The 15802-nt window shown below is 65.0% G+C and carries 14 protein-coding genes; 8 read left to right on the top strand and 6 right to left on the bottom strand.

Annotated features, from left to right (window positions below; genetic code table 11):
- Window positions 1–13: 13 nt before the first annotated feature.
- Together katG and QOL68_RS10265 are read right to left on the bottom strand one after the other, a co-directional pair.
- Window positions 14–2206 (bottom strand): catalase/peroxidase HPI, encoded by a 2193-nt coding sequence (gene katG / locus QOL68_RS10270; RefSeq protein WP_282948366.1) that lies wholly within the window; start codon window positions 2204–2206, stop codon window positions 14–16.
- A 196-nt stretch (window positions 2207–2402) separates the two neighbouring features.
- Entirely contained in the window at window positions 2403–2549 is a 147-nt protein-coding gene (locus QOL68_RS10265; protein ID WP_283404293.1) for a hypothetical protein, read from the bottom strand.
- A 14-nt stretch (window positions 2550–2563) separates the two neighbouring features.
- Between QOL68_RS10265 and QOL68_RS10260 the strand changes: the two genes are divergently transcribed.
- A complete protein-coding gene (locus QOL68_RS10260) occupies window positions 2564–2719 on the top strand; it encodes a hypothetical protein (RefSeq protein ID WP_156416591.1) in 156 nt (51 codons plus the stop codon).
- Window positions 2720–2792: 73 nt separating this feature from the next.
- Here the strand turns inward: QOL68_RS10260 and QOL68_RS10255 are convergent, their stop codons facing one another.
- Together QOL68_RS10255 and QOL68_RS10250 are read right to left on the bottom strand one after the other, a co-directional pair.
- Complete coding sequence (locus QOL68_RS10255; RefSeq protein ID WP_282948370.1) at window positions 2793–5345, bottom strand: TonB-dependent receptor; 2553 nt, start codon at window positions 5343–5345, stop codon at window positions 2793–2795.
- Between the two features lie 99 nt (window positions 5346–5444).
- Window positions 5445–5615, bottom strand: a complete 171-nt coding sequence (locus QOL68_RS10250) for a YezD family protein (RefSeq protein WP_282948372.1) — start codon at window positions 5613–5615, stop codon at window positions 5445–5447.
- 190 nt (window positions 5616–5805) lie between these two features.
- Here QOL68_RS10250 and QOL68_RS10245 point away from each other — a divergent pair, with 190 nt between their 5' ends.
- The 6 genes from QOL68_RS10245 to QOL68_RS10220 all read left to right on the top strand — a co-directional run bounded on the left by QOL68_RS10245 (window position 5806) and on the right by QOL68_RS10220 (window position 12437).
- Window positions 5806–6810, top strand: coding sequence for an NAD(P)H-dependent flavin oxidoreductase (locus tag QOL68_RS10245; protein WP_282948374.1), 1005 nt, complete (start codon window positions 5806–5808; stop codon window positions 6808–6810).
- Window positions 6811–6842: 32 nt separating this feature from the next.
- Window positions 6843–7556, top strand: a complete 714-nt coding sequence (locus tag QOL68_RS10240) for a hypothetical protein (RefSeq protein ID WP_282948376.1) — start codon at window positions 6843–6845, stop codon at window positions 7554–7556.
- Between the two features lie 354 nt (window positions 7557–7910).
- A complete protein-coding gene (locus QOL68_RS10235; RefSeq protein WP_058457268.1) occupies window positions 7911–8513 on the top strand; it encodes a hypothetical protein in 603 nt (200 codons plus the stop codon).
- 58 nt (window positions 8514–8571) lie between these two features.
- A complete protein-coding gene (gene ptsP / locus QOL68_RS10230) occupies window positions 8572–10869 on the top strand; it encodes a phosphoenolpyruvate--protein phosphotransferase (protein ID WP_282948382.1) in 2298 nt (765 codons plus the stop codon).
- 79 nt (window positions 10870–10948) lie between these two features.
- Window positions 10949–11593 carry a class I SAM-dependent methyltransferase gene (locus QOL68_RS10225; RefSeq protein ID WP_282948384.1) on the top strand — a complete coding sequence of 215 codons (645 nt, stop codon included), beginning with the start codon at window positions 10949–10951 and terminating at the stop codon, window positions 11591–11593.
- A complete protein-coding gene (locus QOL68_RS10220) occupies window positions 11586–12437 on the top strand; it encodes a hypothetical protein (RefSeq protein ID WP_282948386.1) in 852 nt (283 codons plus the stop codon). The genes QOL68_RS10225 and QOL68_RS10220 overlap by 8 nt, the downstream gene beginning before the upstream one ends.
- 54 nt (window positions 12438–12491) lie before the next feature.
- Here the strand turns inward: QOL68_RS10220 and QOL68_RS10215 are convergent, their stop codons facing one another.
- Together QOL68_RS10215 and QOL68_RS10210 are read right to left on the bottom strand one after the other, a co-directional pair.
- Complete coding sequence (locus tag QOL68_RS10215; RefSeq protein ID WP_282948388.1) at window positions 12492–14162, bottom strand: hypothetical protein; 1671 nt, start codon at window positions 14160–14162, stop codon at window positions 12492–12494.
- Complete coding sequence (locus tag QOL68_RS10210) at window positions 14162–15166, bottom strand: glycosyltransferase family 2 protein (protein ID WP_282948390.1); 1005 nt, start codon at window positions 15164–15166, stop codon at window positions 14162–14164. The genes QOL68_RS10215 and QOL68_RS10210 overlap by 1 nt, the downstream gene beginning before the upstream one ends.
- 177 nt (window positions 15167–15343) lie before the next feature.
- On the opposite strand from QOL68_RS10210, the gene QOL68_RS10205 reads away from it, so the two are divergent.
- Complete coding sequence (locus QOL68_RS10205; RefSeq protein ID WP_282948392.1) at window positions 15344–15754, top strand: GFA family protein; 411 nt, start codon at window positions 15344–15346, stop codon at window positions 15752–15754.
- The last annotated feature ends 48 nt before the right edge of the window (window positions 15755–15802 follow it).

The raw sequence follows: 15802 nt of genomic DNA, 5'->3' as shown, positions 1-15802 counted from the left end.
CTGTGCCGAAAGCTCAGGCGAGGTCGAAACGGTCGGCGTTCATCACCTTGGTCCAGGCCTTGACGAAGTCCTTCACGAACTTCTCTTCGTGGCCCGTCTCGGCATAAACTTCCGCCACGGCGCGGAGTTCCGCGTTCGAGCCGAAGATCAGGTCGGCGCGGGTCGCGCGCCAAATTTCGCCGCCGCCCTTGCGGTCGGTGGCGACATATTCCTGATCGTCCGAACCCTCGACGGCCTTCCACACATTGGTCATGTCGAGCAGGTTGACGAAGAAGTCGTTGGTCAGCTGGCCCGACCGCTTGGTGAAATGGCCATGCCCGCGTTCGCCATGATTGGCGCCGAGGACGCGGAGGCCTCCGATCAGCACCGTCATTTCGGGCACCGACAGGCCGAGCAGCGAGGCGCGGTCGAGCATCATTTCCTCGATCTTCACCGCCAGTTTCTTCTTGCCGACATAGTTGCGGAAGGCGTCGGCTTCGGGCTCCATCACCTCGAAGCTCTCGGCGTCGGTCTGCTCCGCGGTCGCGTCGCCCCGGCCGCCGGTGAACGGCACCGCGACGTTGAAGCCCGCATCCTTGATCGCCTTTTCCAGCCCGACCACACCGCCAAGCACGATCGTGTCGGCGATCGACAGGTTGCCGCGCAGCCCTTCGAGCATAGTCAGCACCTTGGCGAGCAGCGCGGGTTCGTTGACCTCCCAGTCCTTCTGCGGCGCCAGACGGACGCGCGCGCCATTGGCGCCGCCGCGGAAATCGGACTTTCGGAACGTGCTCGCCGACGCCCACGCGGTCTTGATCAGTTCGCTGACGGTCAGGCCGCTCGCCGCAATCCTTTGCTTCACCGCGGCGACGTCGGCGTCCGACGGCTTGGTGCCGGCGGGAATCGGGTCCTGCCAGATCAGGTCCTCGGCGGGCACTTCGGGCCCGAGATAGCGGACCTTCGGCCCCATGTCGCGGTGGCACAGCTTGAACCAGGCGCGCGCGAAGGCGTCCTTGAACGCTTCATGGTCGTTGCGGAACTTCTCGCTGATCTTGCGGAATTCCGGATCGACCTTCAGCGCCATGTCGGCGGTCGTCATCATCGTCGGCACCTTCAGGTTCGGATCCCAGGCCGCGGGGGCCATATCCTCTTCCTTCTGGTTGATCGGCTGCCATTGCTGCGCGCCGGCGGGCGAATGAACGAGCTCATAATCATAGTCGAGCAACAGGCGGAAATAGTTTTCCGACCACTCGGTCGGGGTGTTGACCCACGACCCTTCGATACCGCTCGTTACCGCGTGCTCGCCGATGCCGCCGCTCTCGTGGCTGCTGACCCAGCCGAAGCCCTGCGCCGCCAGGTCGCCGCCCGCGGGCGCCGCGCCCAGCAGCGACGCGTCGCCATTGCCGTGCGCCTTGCCGAAGGTGTGGCCGCCCGCGGTCAGCGCGACGGTTTCCTCATGGTTCATCGCCATGCGGTGGAAGGTTTCCTTTATGTCGCGCGCCGACTGCATAGGATCGGGGTTGCCGCCCGGTCCTTCCGGATTGACATAGATCAGGCCCATCTGGATCGCAGCGAGCGGGCCTTCGATCTCATGAAAGCCCTTGTCGGGGTCGATACGCGTCTGCACGCCTTCGTTGACCCACTTTTCTTCGCTGCCCCAATAGATGTCGCGCTCGGGCTCGAAGACGTCGGCGCGGCCGCCGCCGAAGCCGAACACCGGCCCGCCCATGCTTTCGATCGCGACATTGCCGGCGAGGATGAACAGGTCTGCCCAGCTGATCTTGTTGCCGTATTTTTGCTTGATCGGCCACAGCAGGCGGCGCGCCTTGTCAAGATTGCCATTGTCGGGCCAGCTGTTGAGCGGTGCGAAGCGCTGCTGCCCGCTGTTCGCGCCGCCGCGGCCGTCCGCGGTGCGATAGGTGCCGGCGGCGTGCCACGCCATGCGGATGAAGAAGGGACCATAATGGCCATAGTCGGCCGGCCACCACGGCTGGCTGTCGGTCATCAGCGCGGTCAGGTCATTCTTCAGCGCCTGATAGTCGAGCGACTTGAACGCCGCAGCATAGTCGAAATCGTCACCGAGCGGGTTCGATGAACCATTGGGATTGAGGATCTCGGTCGCCAGCATGTCGGGCCACCAATCCTTGTTGGTCCGACCGAGCAGGGCGCGGACGCCGCCGGGCTGATGCACCGGGCAACCGCTGCCGATGGGGGTCTGGTCGTTCATGCAGTCTCTCCTCTTTTCAGATGTTGTATGATCGTGATGCGGCAGGATGACGGGCGCATGACGGCGCTGCGGCCAAGGGGCCGCAAGGGTCGGTCGGCGCGGGCAGGCGTCGAGTCGATGGCGTCATCCTTTCGTTCTGACCGGGGCAGACTACGCCGCGCCGTCCGATCGACCTAAACGAATAAGCTGAATTCAGTCATCGACCGAAGCGATCAACGGCGCGGCGGGCCGCAGGTGCGACGAGCCGCCCGTCGCGGCCCGGCCACGCCCCGGCGCGACGGCGCAACATCTTGATCTCGCCCGAGTTGATGAAGCGTCGCAGCATGATGGCATGATGCGGCATCAAGGAGATGGAAAGTGGCTAACACCCCCGACCAACATAACCAGAAGACTCCCCAGGCTGATCGCGACGAAGAACAGCGTCGTCAGCAGCAGCAGCAGGACGGTAACGACCGCCAGCAGGGCGGTCAGCGCTCCGATCAGGATCGCAACAAGAACCCGCAGCAGCGCTGAGCCCAGGCTGCACGAGAAAGGGCCGCTCCCTCGCGGGAGCGGCCCTTTTCTGTTGTGCGGCGGAAGTCAGCACCTACAAACTGAACTTGATCGTTCCGCCCCACGTCCGCTCGTCACCCGGCGTACCGGCGATGAGGCCGATGTTCCCGGGCGCGACCTGCAGCAATTCGATATAGTTCACGTCGAACGCGTTGCGGACCCAGCCGAACACGTCGACACCGTCGCTGCGGAAGCCGACACGGAAATTGGTCAGCGCATAGCCCTTGACCTCGGTATAGATCGACGGCGATGCGTTTGAATTCCAGTGCGAGCGGTAATTGCCGTCGACCCCGAAATAGAGCTGCCCTTCCTTCGCGAGCAGTTCGAGCGGCGCATTGATCTCGGCCCCGTAGGAGAAGGCCCATTTCGACACGCCCGGCAGGCGCTGGCCTGAAATGTCGCACTGCCGCGGGCTGAGCGCGCCGGGGACGCCGGGCTGCGAATAGTCGGGCGTCGCATTGGCCGGCTGGAACGTACCGCCCGACAATTCGGGCGGGCACGGCGCATTGGTGAACTTCTTGTATTTGGCGTCGGTGTAGGCGCCATTGGCATAGGCAGTGAGGCGGTCGTTCGCGACGATCTTGAAGTCGGCCTCGATACCCTGCGACCGCACCTTCTCCGCATTGGCAAGGTAACCGCGCACCGTGCCGAACTGGCCGCCGTTCACCGTCGCCTGGAAATTCTTGATCTCGGTCCGGAAGACGGAGAGATTGAAGGTCGCGCGGCGGTCGAGGAACTGGGTCTTGAGCCCGATCTCATAGTGATTGACCGATTCGGGCTTCACCGTGCTCGCGTCGAGGTTCGGCGTATTGTCGGCGTCGAGCGGCAAGCCGTTCTGGTTGATACCGACGGTCTTGAAGCTCTTCGCATAGGTCGCATAGGCGAGGATGTCGCGGGCCAGCTTGTAGTTGACGTTGAAGTCGTAGCTGAAGTTCCAGTCGCTGACCGAAGGCTGGGTGAGCTGCGGCTGATAGACGCCGCACTGCGCTGCCAGCACCGATCCCGCAGGCAAGCTGGTCGCCGGGGGGATAGGGGTACAGTTGAGCACCTGCCCCGCACCATCGGTCACGATGCGCTGATAAAACCCCGTCTTCTTGTCATAGTTGAGGCGCAGGCCCGGCTGGATCGTCAGCGCGTCGGTCACCTTCCAGCTAAGCTGTCCATAGGCAGCCGCGCTGGTCGACTTCAGATATTGGGTGTTGGTCGCCGTGAGCCCTTCGAGGATGCTCGGGATGCCCGCCTGCGCGCCGGTGAGGCTCCAGCGACTGGCGTCTGCACCCTGCTGTTCGGTCCCCTGCGTGTCGACGCGCTGCTTGAAGCCGAACAGGCCGACGACGAAATCGACCCGGTCGCCCTCGTAATTGTAGCGGAATTCCTGGCTATACTGGTCCTGCTGCGAGGGATTCTGCGACTTGGAGACGATCGACAGGCCGGTGAAGTCGCGGTCGTTCTCGGGCTTCCAGTCCCAGAAGCGCCAAGCGGTGATCGAGGTGAAGGTGCCGGGGCCGACGTCCCACTTCACGCGCAGCGACGCGCCGCCGATCTTGTTGCCCGCATTCAGGCTGGCGTCGATGTCGGTCAGGCGATCATAGACGTTGCGGCTGGGAACCGCATAGGGCCGGGTCGGATTGGCCGCATTATAGGCGGCGACAAGCCCGTCATACTGGCGCGCGAGCGCGCGCTGCGTCGGCCCGACGCGGACGAACGCGGTGCCGAAGCCTTCGGGATCCTGCTTGCTGTAGTCACCCGAGAGCGTGATGCTGAGATCGTCGTTAGGCTGGAACAAGAGCTGGCCGCGCAGCCCGAGATTGTCCTGTTCGTTGATCCAGCGGTCGCTCGTCGTGTTGAACAGCGTCCCGCGACGGCTGGTCGCGGCAATCGCGACACGCGCGGCGATCTTGTCCGAAAGCGGACCGGAAATCGCCGCCTTGGCCTGCCGGTATCTGAGATTGCCGACGCTCACTTCGGCGCGGCCCTCGAAGTCGAAGGTCGGCTGGTTGGACGTGATGTTGATCGCGCCCGCGGTCGTATTCTTCCCGTAGAGCGTACCCTGCGGACCGCGGAGCACCTCGACCTGCTCGACGTCGAGGAAGTCAAAGGTCGCGGCGGCGACGCGCGAATTATAGACGTCGTCGACATAGATGCCGACACCTTGTTCGAAGCCGTCGCTGGTCAGCCCGAAGGGCACGCCAAGGCCGCGGATGTTGACCGAGGTGTTGCGCGGGTTCGAGGTATAGACCTGCAAGGTGGGGGCGAGTTGCTGCAGCTTCACGACGTTGAAATTGCCCGTCGCCTCGATCGAATCGCCGCGGATCACCGAGATTGCGACCGGTACTTCCTGTGCGGTCTCCTGACGGCGGCGCGCGGTCACGATGATCACGTCCCCGCGGCTGACATCGTCATCGAACTGCCCGGCGGCATCGGCTGCCCCGGCGGCTTCAACCGCCGCGCTGGCGGCATCGTCGCCCGCGCCGTCCGCCGATGCTTCCGCAGCGAAAGCGGGCGTGGCGCCGAGCGCGAGCAGGAAGGAGAGCGTAAGAGCCGACGCCGGCAAGCGGCGGCGGGCGGACGGATATTTTGCGGTCATGACAATTTCCTGTTGCTTCGATGATGCAAGAAAATTGCCACATCCGGCGGTCCGGTCTGCGGCAGGAAGGGGAGAATCCCCGGTCGGGAGCTGTGAAAATCAGTTCGGGTAGCGGTGCCGTTCGGTCACATCGACCTGCACCAGCCGTCCTTCGTGGACGGTGAGCTGGATCGCGCCGAACTTCAGCTTTTCCAGCGCATCGAGCACGGTCTGCACAGCGCGCGGCGTATCGCCGCTTTCACCCTGCGGCTGTTCTTTGGTGGCGCTCATGCTTTGCCTTTCCCTCCTTGTGAGTCGGCGAAACCATATCCTAAGTGTTTTAGTTGACAATCAATAAATTTGCTTTCTGCGCCCAAAGGTGAAGTTGCCGCGCCGAACGGATTCAGCGCTGCGACCAGCCGAAACCGTTCGTCGCCGAAGTGATTGCGCCCGCGCGTCAACGCTGGCAAAGGCGCAGCCAATGAGCAAAATGAACGATCTGATGGCCCGCGGGACCGAGCTTCTCGGCAGCGACTATGCCATTCTCTGCGGCGCGATGAGCTGGGTCTCGGAACGCAATCTGGTGAGCGCGATCAGTAACGCCGGCGGCTTCGGCGTGATCGCGTGCGGCGCGATGACACCCGAACTGCTCGATACCGAGATTGCGGCGACCAAGGCGCTCGCAACGCGCAATTTCGGCGTCAACCTGATCACGATGCACCCGCAGCTCTTCGAACTGATCGAGGTGTGCGCGAAGCATCGGGTCGGCCATGTCGTGCTCGCGGGCGGCCTGCCTCCCAAGGGCAGCCTCGAGGCGATCAAGGCGTCGGGCGCGAAAGTCATCTGCTTTGCGCCGACATTGGCCCTCGCCAAGAAGCTCGTTCGCTCGGGCGTCGACGCGCTGGTGATCGAGGGGATGGAAGCCGGCGGCCACATCGGCCCGGTATCGACGAGCGTGCTGGCGCAGGAGATTCTGCCCGAACTCGCGAACGACGTGCCGATCTTCGTCGCGGGCGGCATCGGCCGCGGCGAGGCGATCGCCGGCTATCTCGAAATGGGCGCCTCGGGCGTTCAGCTCGGCACGCGCTTCGTCTGCGCGACCGAGAGCATCGCGCATCCCAACTTCAAAAAGGCCTTCATCCGCGCCTCGGCGCGCGATGCCGTCGCCAGCGTCCAGATCGACCCCCGCCTGCCGGTGATCCCGGTACGCGCGCTCAAGAACAATGGCACCGAAGCCTTCACCGCGAAGCAGCGCGAGGTCGCGAACAGGCTCGACGCGGGCGAGGTCGACATGGCGGCGGCGCAGCTCGAAATCGAACATTATTGGGCGGGCGCGCTCCGCCGCGCGGTCATCGACGGCGACGTCGACGGCGGTTCGTTAATGGCAGGGCAATCTGTGGGTATGGTAACCCGCGAGGAGAGCGTTGCCGAGATTATCGCAACTTTGGTGCAACAGGCCGACGAGGCGTTGCGTGCCCGGGGTTGAAACCGCATGGTCGAGCGGTTGGGGAGAATATCATGACTATGTCGCGTAAGATCATCGCAGTCGGCTTGCTGGCGAGCGTCGCCGCCTGCTCGGCAAAGAAGCCCCCTGCCCCGCCGCCGCCCCCGCCGGCGGTCGCGATCGTGATCCCGCCCCGCCCGCTGCCCCCCGGCAACGCGGCGCACACGCAGATCCTGCCGGGCCGCGGCGTCGACGGCCGTTTCGTCACCGCCAACACGGCCGTCACCGGCGACCGCGCCTTCTGGCAGCTCAAGATCGGGCTCAACGTCGCCGCGATCGGTTGTCGCGGGACCGAGGAAGCGACACTCGTCGCCGCCTATAACAAGATCATCAAGACCCACGCCAAAGTGATCAAATCGACCGAAAAGACGGTCATCACCGAACTGGGCAAGCAGAACAGGAACAACGGCATTGCGCCGCGCGACCGGCTGTCGACCCAGCTTTTCAACTATTTCGCGCAGCCGCCCGCGCAGCGCGCCTTCTGCGCGCGCGCCAACGAAATCGCGCAGCTCGTCTCGTCCGAGCCGACGGCGCAGGTGATAGCGCAGGCGCCGGCCTATCTGTCGCGGCTCGACCAGCCGTTCCTCGACTTTTACGAGGCCTACGCCGCCTATCAGGTCGAGGCGGCCGCATGGGACGCGAAATATGCCCCGGCGCCGCTCGCGACCACTCCCGTCGCGCCGATCGCGACGCCGGTCCGGCCCGCCGGGACGCCGGCCGGCATGTGACGATCCGCGAGCGCGGGCGGCGGTGTTGCATTCGCGCAACGCCGCGCCGGGTGCGCCGAAAAAATCGCCTTCGGCTCGTCGCATTTCGGGTTAACCCCGTTGCTTGCGATGTGACGTCAAACCGCCAGTGCCCGGTCGCGCCCGGTTTTCGCCCGGCCGAAAAAGCCGTGCATTTCGAAATTCATGCGCCGGCAATGGCCATACCTCCCATGGTGGACCGGAGCCTGCGGAACAGCCTTTCCGCCGCGTTCATGATGAATTTCCGGCAACGTTTCGACTCTCCACCGCCCCTTATCGTCCTCCTTGCCGGAACCGTCCGGCGCCGCTCGCGAGAGCCTTGGGGGACTTGGGAACATGACCAGATCGATCGGATTCGTCGCCGCTTGCGCGGCGGCGCTGGCGGCCGCGCCTGCCGCCGCCCAATATAGGACGCAGGAGCCGCAGGCTCCCGGCTATGCCGCGCCCAACCTGCGCCTGCCGCCGCTCGATGCGCGCGGCGATTTCGTGACGCCCAATCGTGATTTGACCGGTCACGTGGCGTTCTGGAACGTCAAGATCGCGCTCAACGTTGCCGCCATCGGCTGCCGGCATCCGGGCTCGCTGCGGCTCATCGCCGACTATAACGATATCATCGCGCGCCACGGCAATCTGATCCGCGCCGCCGAGGGGACGGTGATCGCGCGTACCGGCGTCGCCGTGCGCGACCGCATGTCGACGAAGCTGTTCAACTATTTCGCGCAGCCGCCCGCGCAGAAGCAATTCTGTCCGGTCGCCGGATCGGTGGCGGAACGGATGCGCGGAATGAGCGCCGCCGAGGCGATCGAAGCGGCCCCGGCCCTGCTCAGCGAGCTCGACCGGCCCTTCACCGACTTCTATCGCGCCTATGCGCAATATCAGGCCGATCTGGCCGAATGGCGCAGCGGACAGACCGTGCAGCTGGCCTCGGCAAAGCCCTGAACGAAAATATCGTGGGGCGATAGCAACGGGTGAACGCATCTGTTAGCAGGGTGGAGCGATGACCAATGCTCCGCCCCCTCCCTCGACCGCCGCGCAGTCGGCGCGCGAAATCCTGACCCGGCTGCACGAGGTGATGGCGGCGCGCACCAACGCGCAAAGCAAGCTCAACCAGGTCGTCGGAATCATCGGCGAATGCCTGCACAGCGAAGTCTGCTCGATCTACCTGCTGCGTGACGGGTCGCTCGAACTCTACGCCACGCGCGGCCTGAAGCAGGAGGCGGTGCACGTCACCCGCCTCGGCCTGGGCGAAGGGCTGGTCGGCACGATTGCCGAGCAGATCGAGACGCTGAACCTCGACGAAGCCGCGGCACATCCCGACTTTTCCTACCGCCCCGAAACCGGTGAGGAATTGTTCCACAGCTTCGCGGGCGTGCCGATCATCCGCCGCGAACGCGCCGTCGGTGTGCTCTGCGTCCAGCACAGCGACCCGCGCCGCTATGAAGAGATCGAGATCGAGACGCTGCAGACGGTTGCGATGGTGCTGTCCGAACTCATCGCCAACGCCGACCTTGTCGACACCGCGGCGCGCACCGATGCTGCGGCGACCGACCAGTCGGCGCAGCGATTGACCGGCCAGAAGCTGGTCGACGGGATGGGCGCCGGCGTCGCCGTGTTCCACCAGCCGCGCATCACGATCGAGCATACCGTCGCCGACGACACCGAAGCCGAGCGCCACCGCGTCTATGCCGCGTTCGACAAGATGCGCGAGCAGATCGACCGCATGGCGAGCCAGGCCGAATTCGGCGTCGGCGGCGAGCATGAGGAGGTGCTCGAAACCTACAAGATGTTCGCCTATGACGAGGGCTGGTCGCGCCGGATCAACGAGGCGATCGACAGCGGCCTGACCGCGGAGGCGGCGATCGAGCGCGTCCAGCAGCGCACCCGGATGCGGATGCGCCAGATCGACGACCCGCTGCTCCGCGACCGGATGCACGACCTCGAGGATCTGTCGAACCGGCTGATCCGCATCGTCTCGGGCCAGATGGGCACCGCGGCGCAAATGGGGCTTCGCCAGGATTCGATCCTGATCGCGCGCAACCTCGGCCCCGCCGAGCTGCTCGAATACGACCGCCGCCGCCTGAAAGGCGTGGTGCTGGAGGAAGGATCGCTCACCGCGCACGTCATCATCGTCGCGCGCGCGATGGGCGTGCCGGTGATCGGCCGCGTCCGCGACGTCCGCACCTCGATCCGCGAGGGCGACGCGCTGCTGCTCGACGCCGGGGCGGGCACGGTCCAGGTCCGTCCGACCCCTGCGGTCCAGGAAGCCTTCGACGCCAAGCTCGAAATCTCGCAGAAGCGCCGCGCCAATCTCGCCGCGCTGCGCGACCTGCCCGCGGTCACGAAGGACGGCGTGCCGATCGAACTGATGATCAACGCCGGGCTGCGCGAGGATGTCGCGGCGCTCGACCTCACCGGCGCGCGCGGCATCGGCCTGTTCCGCACCGAATTCCAGTTCCTCGTATCGGCCACCCTGCCCCAGCGCGAGCGGCAGCAGCGGCTCTATCGCGACGTGCTCGACGCGGCGGGCGAGCGGCCGGTCATCTTCCGCACCGTCGACATCGGGGGCGACAAGGCGCTCCCCTATATGAACCTCGGCGACACCGCGCAGGAGGAAAATCCCGCGATGGGCTGGCGCGCGCTGCGCCTCGCGCTCGAACGCGAAGGATTGCTCAAGGTCCAGGCGCGTGCGCTGATGGAGGCGGCGGCCGGCCGCACGCTCAACGTCATGTTCCCGATGGTGTCCGAACCCTGGGAGTATGAGGCGGCGCGCGACCTGTTCGTGAAGCAGCGCGCGTGGCTCGCGCAGCACAACAAGAAGCTGCCCGTCGCGATCCGCTATGGGGCGATGCTCGAAGTGCCGGGTCTGGTCGAAACGCTCGACCTGATGCTGCCGCACCTCGATTTCCTGTCGATCGGGACCAACGACCTTACCCAGTTCCTGTTCGCCGCCGACCGCGCGCACCCGCGGCTTGCCGAACGCTACGACTGGCTGTCGCCGACGGTGATGCGTTACCTGTCGCGTGTTGTGAAGCTCGTCGCGGGAACGAAGGTACAGCTTGGCGTCTGCGGCGAGATGGGCGGGCGGCCATTGGAGGCGATGGCGCTGCTCGGCATCGGGATCGAACGGCTGTCGATCACCCCGGCGGGCGTCGGTCCGGTCAAGGCGATGATCCGCTCGCTCGACCTCGCGGCGCTCCGCGCCGACATCCCCGCGATGCTCGCCCGGCCGGCCTCCGACCCGCGTGGGCAATATTTGGCGTGGGCGAAGAGCCACGGGGTCGATCTGGGGGAATAGGATCTGGGCCCATTAACCTTTCGACAGGGATTTTTTGGTTAATATACTCTTGTCGCCGATCGGGCGGCGGGAGGCTCCTATGCAGTTGGTCAAGCGATCCTATGCCGGGTTGATGCAAACGATCGCGGGCCTTGGCCCCTTGGAAAAGCTAACGGCGGAGGCTCGCGACAGCGACCCCTATGGCTGGCGCCGTTGGGCCGCCTCGCTGTTCGCCATTCATAACATCGAGCGCATGATCGAGCTTGACCTGCCGTGGTGGAACGTCGCCGCAACGCGCGTGGCCGAAGACTATCTGCGCGCTCATCCCGACGCCCGCGTGTTCGAATATGGCGCGGGAGCCAGCACCATCTGGTTGGCCCATCGGTCCGCCAGTCTCGTCTCGGTTGAACATCACGCCGAATGGTACCGGTTGCTCGCGGCGAAGGTCGCACCCTTCGCCAACATCCGCCTGTTGCACCGCGACCTCGACGGGGAAGCCTATATCGACGCGATCGCGGAGGCCGAAGGGCCGTTCGACCTCATCGTAATAGACGGGCGCCGCCGCACCGAATGCCTTGCGCGCGCGACGCCCCATCTGAAGCAGGGCGGTATCATCCTTTTCGACGATAGCGGCCGACGTCGCTATCGCAGCGCCATCGAAACATGCGGCCTGCCCGAGCGACGCTATTACGGTCGCTCCTATTGCGTCCCCTATCCGGACCACACCAGCCTCCTGCATGGCTGAGGCCGCGCTGCCCCAAAAGCGATCCGCCTTGGAGTGCATCGGCCGGTGGGTCGGCGGTATCGCGCTAGCCGCCAGTATTCTCTTCATCGCCCAGCGCCTGTGGTTGCTCGATTGGGCAAGCCTGCGCCCCTATTTCTCATCGAGTCTGGCCGGATCATTCGTCGGCGCCGGACTGCTGTTCGCCGCGGCTGACGTTGCGCTCGCGCGCGCGTGGGCGGTTACCGCGGATTCCGAGGGGGCCGTTGCTCCGCGCGACATGCGCCGCATCTATGCGCGCGGTGTGCTTATGAAATATCTACCGGGCGCGATATTCCAGTACCTCAGCCGCCAGTATCACGGCGCCAAAACCGGCATCGGTCACAAGCGGCTCGCGCAATCGGCCCTGCTCGAAATCGCCCTGCATCTGGTCAGCAGCCTCGCTGTCGCGGCCGTCTTTTTCCTCGCGGTCCATTCGATAGCTGCTGCTCTGGCGGCAGGTGCGCTGGCCGCCATTTGCCTGTTATCCATCCGCCGTCCGCTGCCACGCGCGCTGCTACTCCAGATGAGCGCATTCGCGTTGTTCGCGCTTGCGGCGATCCTGGTCGGCTACGCTGTTTTTCCCGCAGGCACGGGACTGGCACAGTTCGCGGCGATCTTCCTTCTCGCGTGGCTTGCCGGCTTCATCGTTCCGGTCGCCCCCGGCGGCGTTGGTGTGCGCGAGGCGGCGCTGCTGATGCTGGGGGGCGGAGCGCTGCCGGCTGCCGGCCTGATGGCCGCCACGCTGGCACTCCGAATAGCCTCGATTGGCGGCGACGTCTTGTTCGGGTTGGCCTTCACCGCCAGCGGCAGAAGTCCCGGCCGATAGGCGCCGCCCTTCACCGGCTACCGAAATGTCCGGAGCCCCGGAAAGCTATGGAACTCAGAACGGCATGAAGATCGGACCGCCTTTATCTGGCTGAGGCGGAAGCTTCAGATCTCGGCCCCAGGTCAGCCGCGCCGTCACATCTGCCGAGACACTGTGCTCTCCGCGCGCCAGATCGACGACGTCTCCGACACCAAGGTGCTTGCCATCGACGATGATGGGCGCGTCGCGAACAGTGTAGGGACCGGCAACCCGAATGCGAATGGCTCGATCCGCCGCACCGGCGGGAACGATTTCTCCGGCGATCCAGAGAGGCCCCCAAAGCGGAATATAGGTGTCCCGGATCGCAGCGAGGTCGCCCGGCAGAAATTCGGGAACCGGGCCGGTCCCGGCAAGGGCCTTCTCGAACATGTAATCGTCGTTGACCACCAGCGGGACGGGCTTGGCCGCCATGACGCTTTCCATCGTGGGGTAATCGCCTGACTGATAACGGGTGATCCCCCACGGCGTCATGAACACATTCGCCTTTGGGAAGCGGCCCAGCATCGCACAACTGTCGAAATAGGCGACACCGTCCGGGAACAGCCGGTCGGCAACGCCCAATATCTCGCGCTGGCGCTCGATCGTGTTTGGCGGCTCCTTCGCGAGGACGACACCGCCGCTGAACCCCAACAGCGCGGCCACCGCTGCAACCGAATAGCGCTTGGCGACCCGCTCCAGCGAAACGCTACAAGCGACCATGACGGGCGGCAGCATATAGACGTGAAAATAGGGTGCCGTGTTATGATAGAAGAGCAGTGTCAGGATCGGCAGATAGAATCCTGCGATCGCAACCTTCTCCGCCCGCGGACGGACAGAGATCCAAAGCAGCCCGGGAAACAGCAGGATCAGAAGCGTCTGGACGATCGCGATCTGCGCGCCGCGCAGTGTGTGGCTCCAATAGGACATCAGCGCGAACATCTTGTCGCCGGCGGAGGAGACGAGTTTCGACGCCTCGTTGCTGCTGTCCGGGCCGAGGCTGCTCGCATGGAGCATGTATATCGCGACGAAGGACAACAGCGCCGCGGCCCCAACGGCGAAGAGGCGCAACGCCGCCGCGCGCTTTTCGGCCGCTTCGCGCCATAATAGCCAAGCGATCCCGAGAAAGACCGGCGCATAGAGTATCGTCTTGATCGTCAGCACCGCAGAGGTTCCGGCCAAAACACCCGCAATGGCGACTGTCGGCAAAGTCAGACGCCTTTGCAGCAATATCCACGCGGCGGTCATCAGCAAGGCAGCGGCGGGCGCGTCGAAGCGAAAGGATGTTCCATGCTGCAGAACGTAGCCGGCCGTCAGATAGGACAACCCCGATAGCGCCGCGACCGGACGTGCGACGAAACGCGAAGCCGCGCCGATGATCGCAGCCGTGACCACCAGTTCGCACATGAGCATGAACAGACGGATGACGATGATATGGTCGATCCCCGACCCCGGCAGATCGGCAACCCATGCGAAGGCGCGGGTATAGAGCGTCTGCAGCGGTTCGTTCAGCGTACCCTGGACCAGCTTCTGGACCTGGCTGTAATGATAGAATTCGTCCCAGTTGATCGCCCGCGTCAGCGCCATGTGCAGATGGGCGAGGAGCGCGACGGCAATCGCGGCGAAGGGCCAGAACTCCGATTGCGTGGCGGGGAGCCAGCGGCGGCGCGTCGATGCCGGAGCGACGGCCCCGGACGCGGCCGCATCCATCACGCAGCTCCGGCGCGCGGCGGCACGGCCGTATCGCGCGGCGTTTCGGTCGCGGGGGGCGGCAGGCGATCCTCGATTTCGGCGAGGCGCTTCAGACTCGCCTCGATCAGCTTGCGGTTCGCGGCGATGAGGTCGGCGAGCATTCCCATGACCGCGACAAGCGTACCAAGGACGAGCAGGGCGCCGCCTATGACCAGTGACTGGACATGGCCGTCGCCGTCGCCCCGCGCGAAGAGGAAGAGGAAGCGGACGAGCGGCAACAGCCCGACAAACCCGATCGCGGTCCCGAGGCCGACGAAAACGCGCAGCGGTTTATACGTCGTATAGGCGCGCACCATAGTCAGACCGGTGTTCATGATGAAACGCGGCACCGACTTGAACAGCCGCGACGGCCGCGTCGTGGCGTTGGTGCGGATCGGCACGCTGATGACCGCGAGCCGCTTGCGTCCCGCCTGGATCAGCATGTCGGTGGTGTAGCTGAATTCGGTCGTAATGGTGATGCGCTGCGCGGCCTCGCGGCTGATCGCGCGGAAGCCGCTGACCGCGTCGGACACCTCGACATTGGCGAGCCGCTGGACGACCGCGCTGCCAAGCCGCTGCAGCCGGCGCTTGATTGGCCCGAAATGGGCATTGTCGGCGACCCCGCGGTCACCGATCACGATATCGGCACGGCCCTCGACGATCGGCGCGACGATGGTCGCGATATCCTCGCCCGCATATTGGCCGTCGGCGTCGGTGTTGACGACAATGTCGGCCCCGGCGCGCAGCGCGGCGTCCAGCCCCGACTGGAAGGCGGCGGCAAGGCCGCGATTGGTGCGGTGACTGACGACGTGATGTGCGCCCCACATGCGCGCGACCTGCGCCGTGTTGTCGGTGCTGCCGTCGTCGACGACGAGGATCTCGATCGTATCGATGCCCGCAATGCGGCGCGGCAGCGCGGCGAGCGTCGCCGGCAGATCCTCCGCCTCGTTCAGGCAGGGAATCTGGATGATCAGTTTCGTCATCGCCCGCGATACCCCTCGCCGAGCCTGTTTACACCCTGGCTGGCCATACTTTCCCCCACTTATCCCGACGGAATGCGGGTTTAGGCCGATATGGTTAACGCGCACCTAAGATCGGCGCGGACCATGTTGCCCAATTTCATGTTTATGTTATGTTCTCATTTCAGGAGGAGATGTCCCATGAGCGATTCGCGTGCCAGCGGGCGGTGTCATTGCGGCGCCATCCGCTACTCGATGCCGACCGAGGTCGACCATCATGCGCTGTGTCATTGCAGCGATTGCCGGCGCCATGCCGGCGCACCGATGGTGGGCTGGGCGATGGTGAACCAGGCCGATTTCGAGACGAGCGGAACCGCCAAGATCTACGCCTCGTCCGAACATGGCCGGCGCCACTTCTGCGGCGACTGCGGCACCGGGCTGTTCTATACCAACGAGGCGGTCTTTCCGGGCAAGATCGACGTGCAGACGGGAACGCTCGACGACCCCGACCTGATCCCCGCCGGCGCCCAGATCCAGGTCGCCGAACGGATCGGCTGGATGGAGACGCTGGACGAGATGCCCGCGTTCAACCGCTATCCCGGGATGGACTAGAGTGATTTCGAGTGAAAGGGAACATTTCACGGCTCGGAAATCACGGAA

This window comes from Sphingopyxis sp. Geo25, from assembly GCF_949769135.1.
Lineage (GTDB): Bacteria > Pseudomonadota > Alphaproteobacteria > Sphingomonadales > Sphingomonadaceae > Sphingopyxis.
This window is presented reverse-complemented; position numbering and strand designations above follow the sequence as displayed.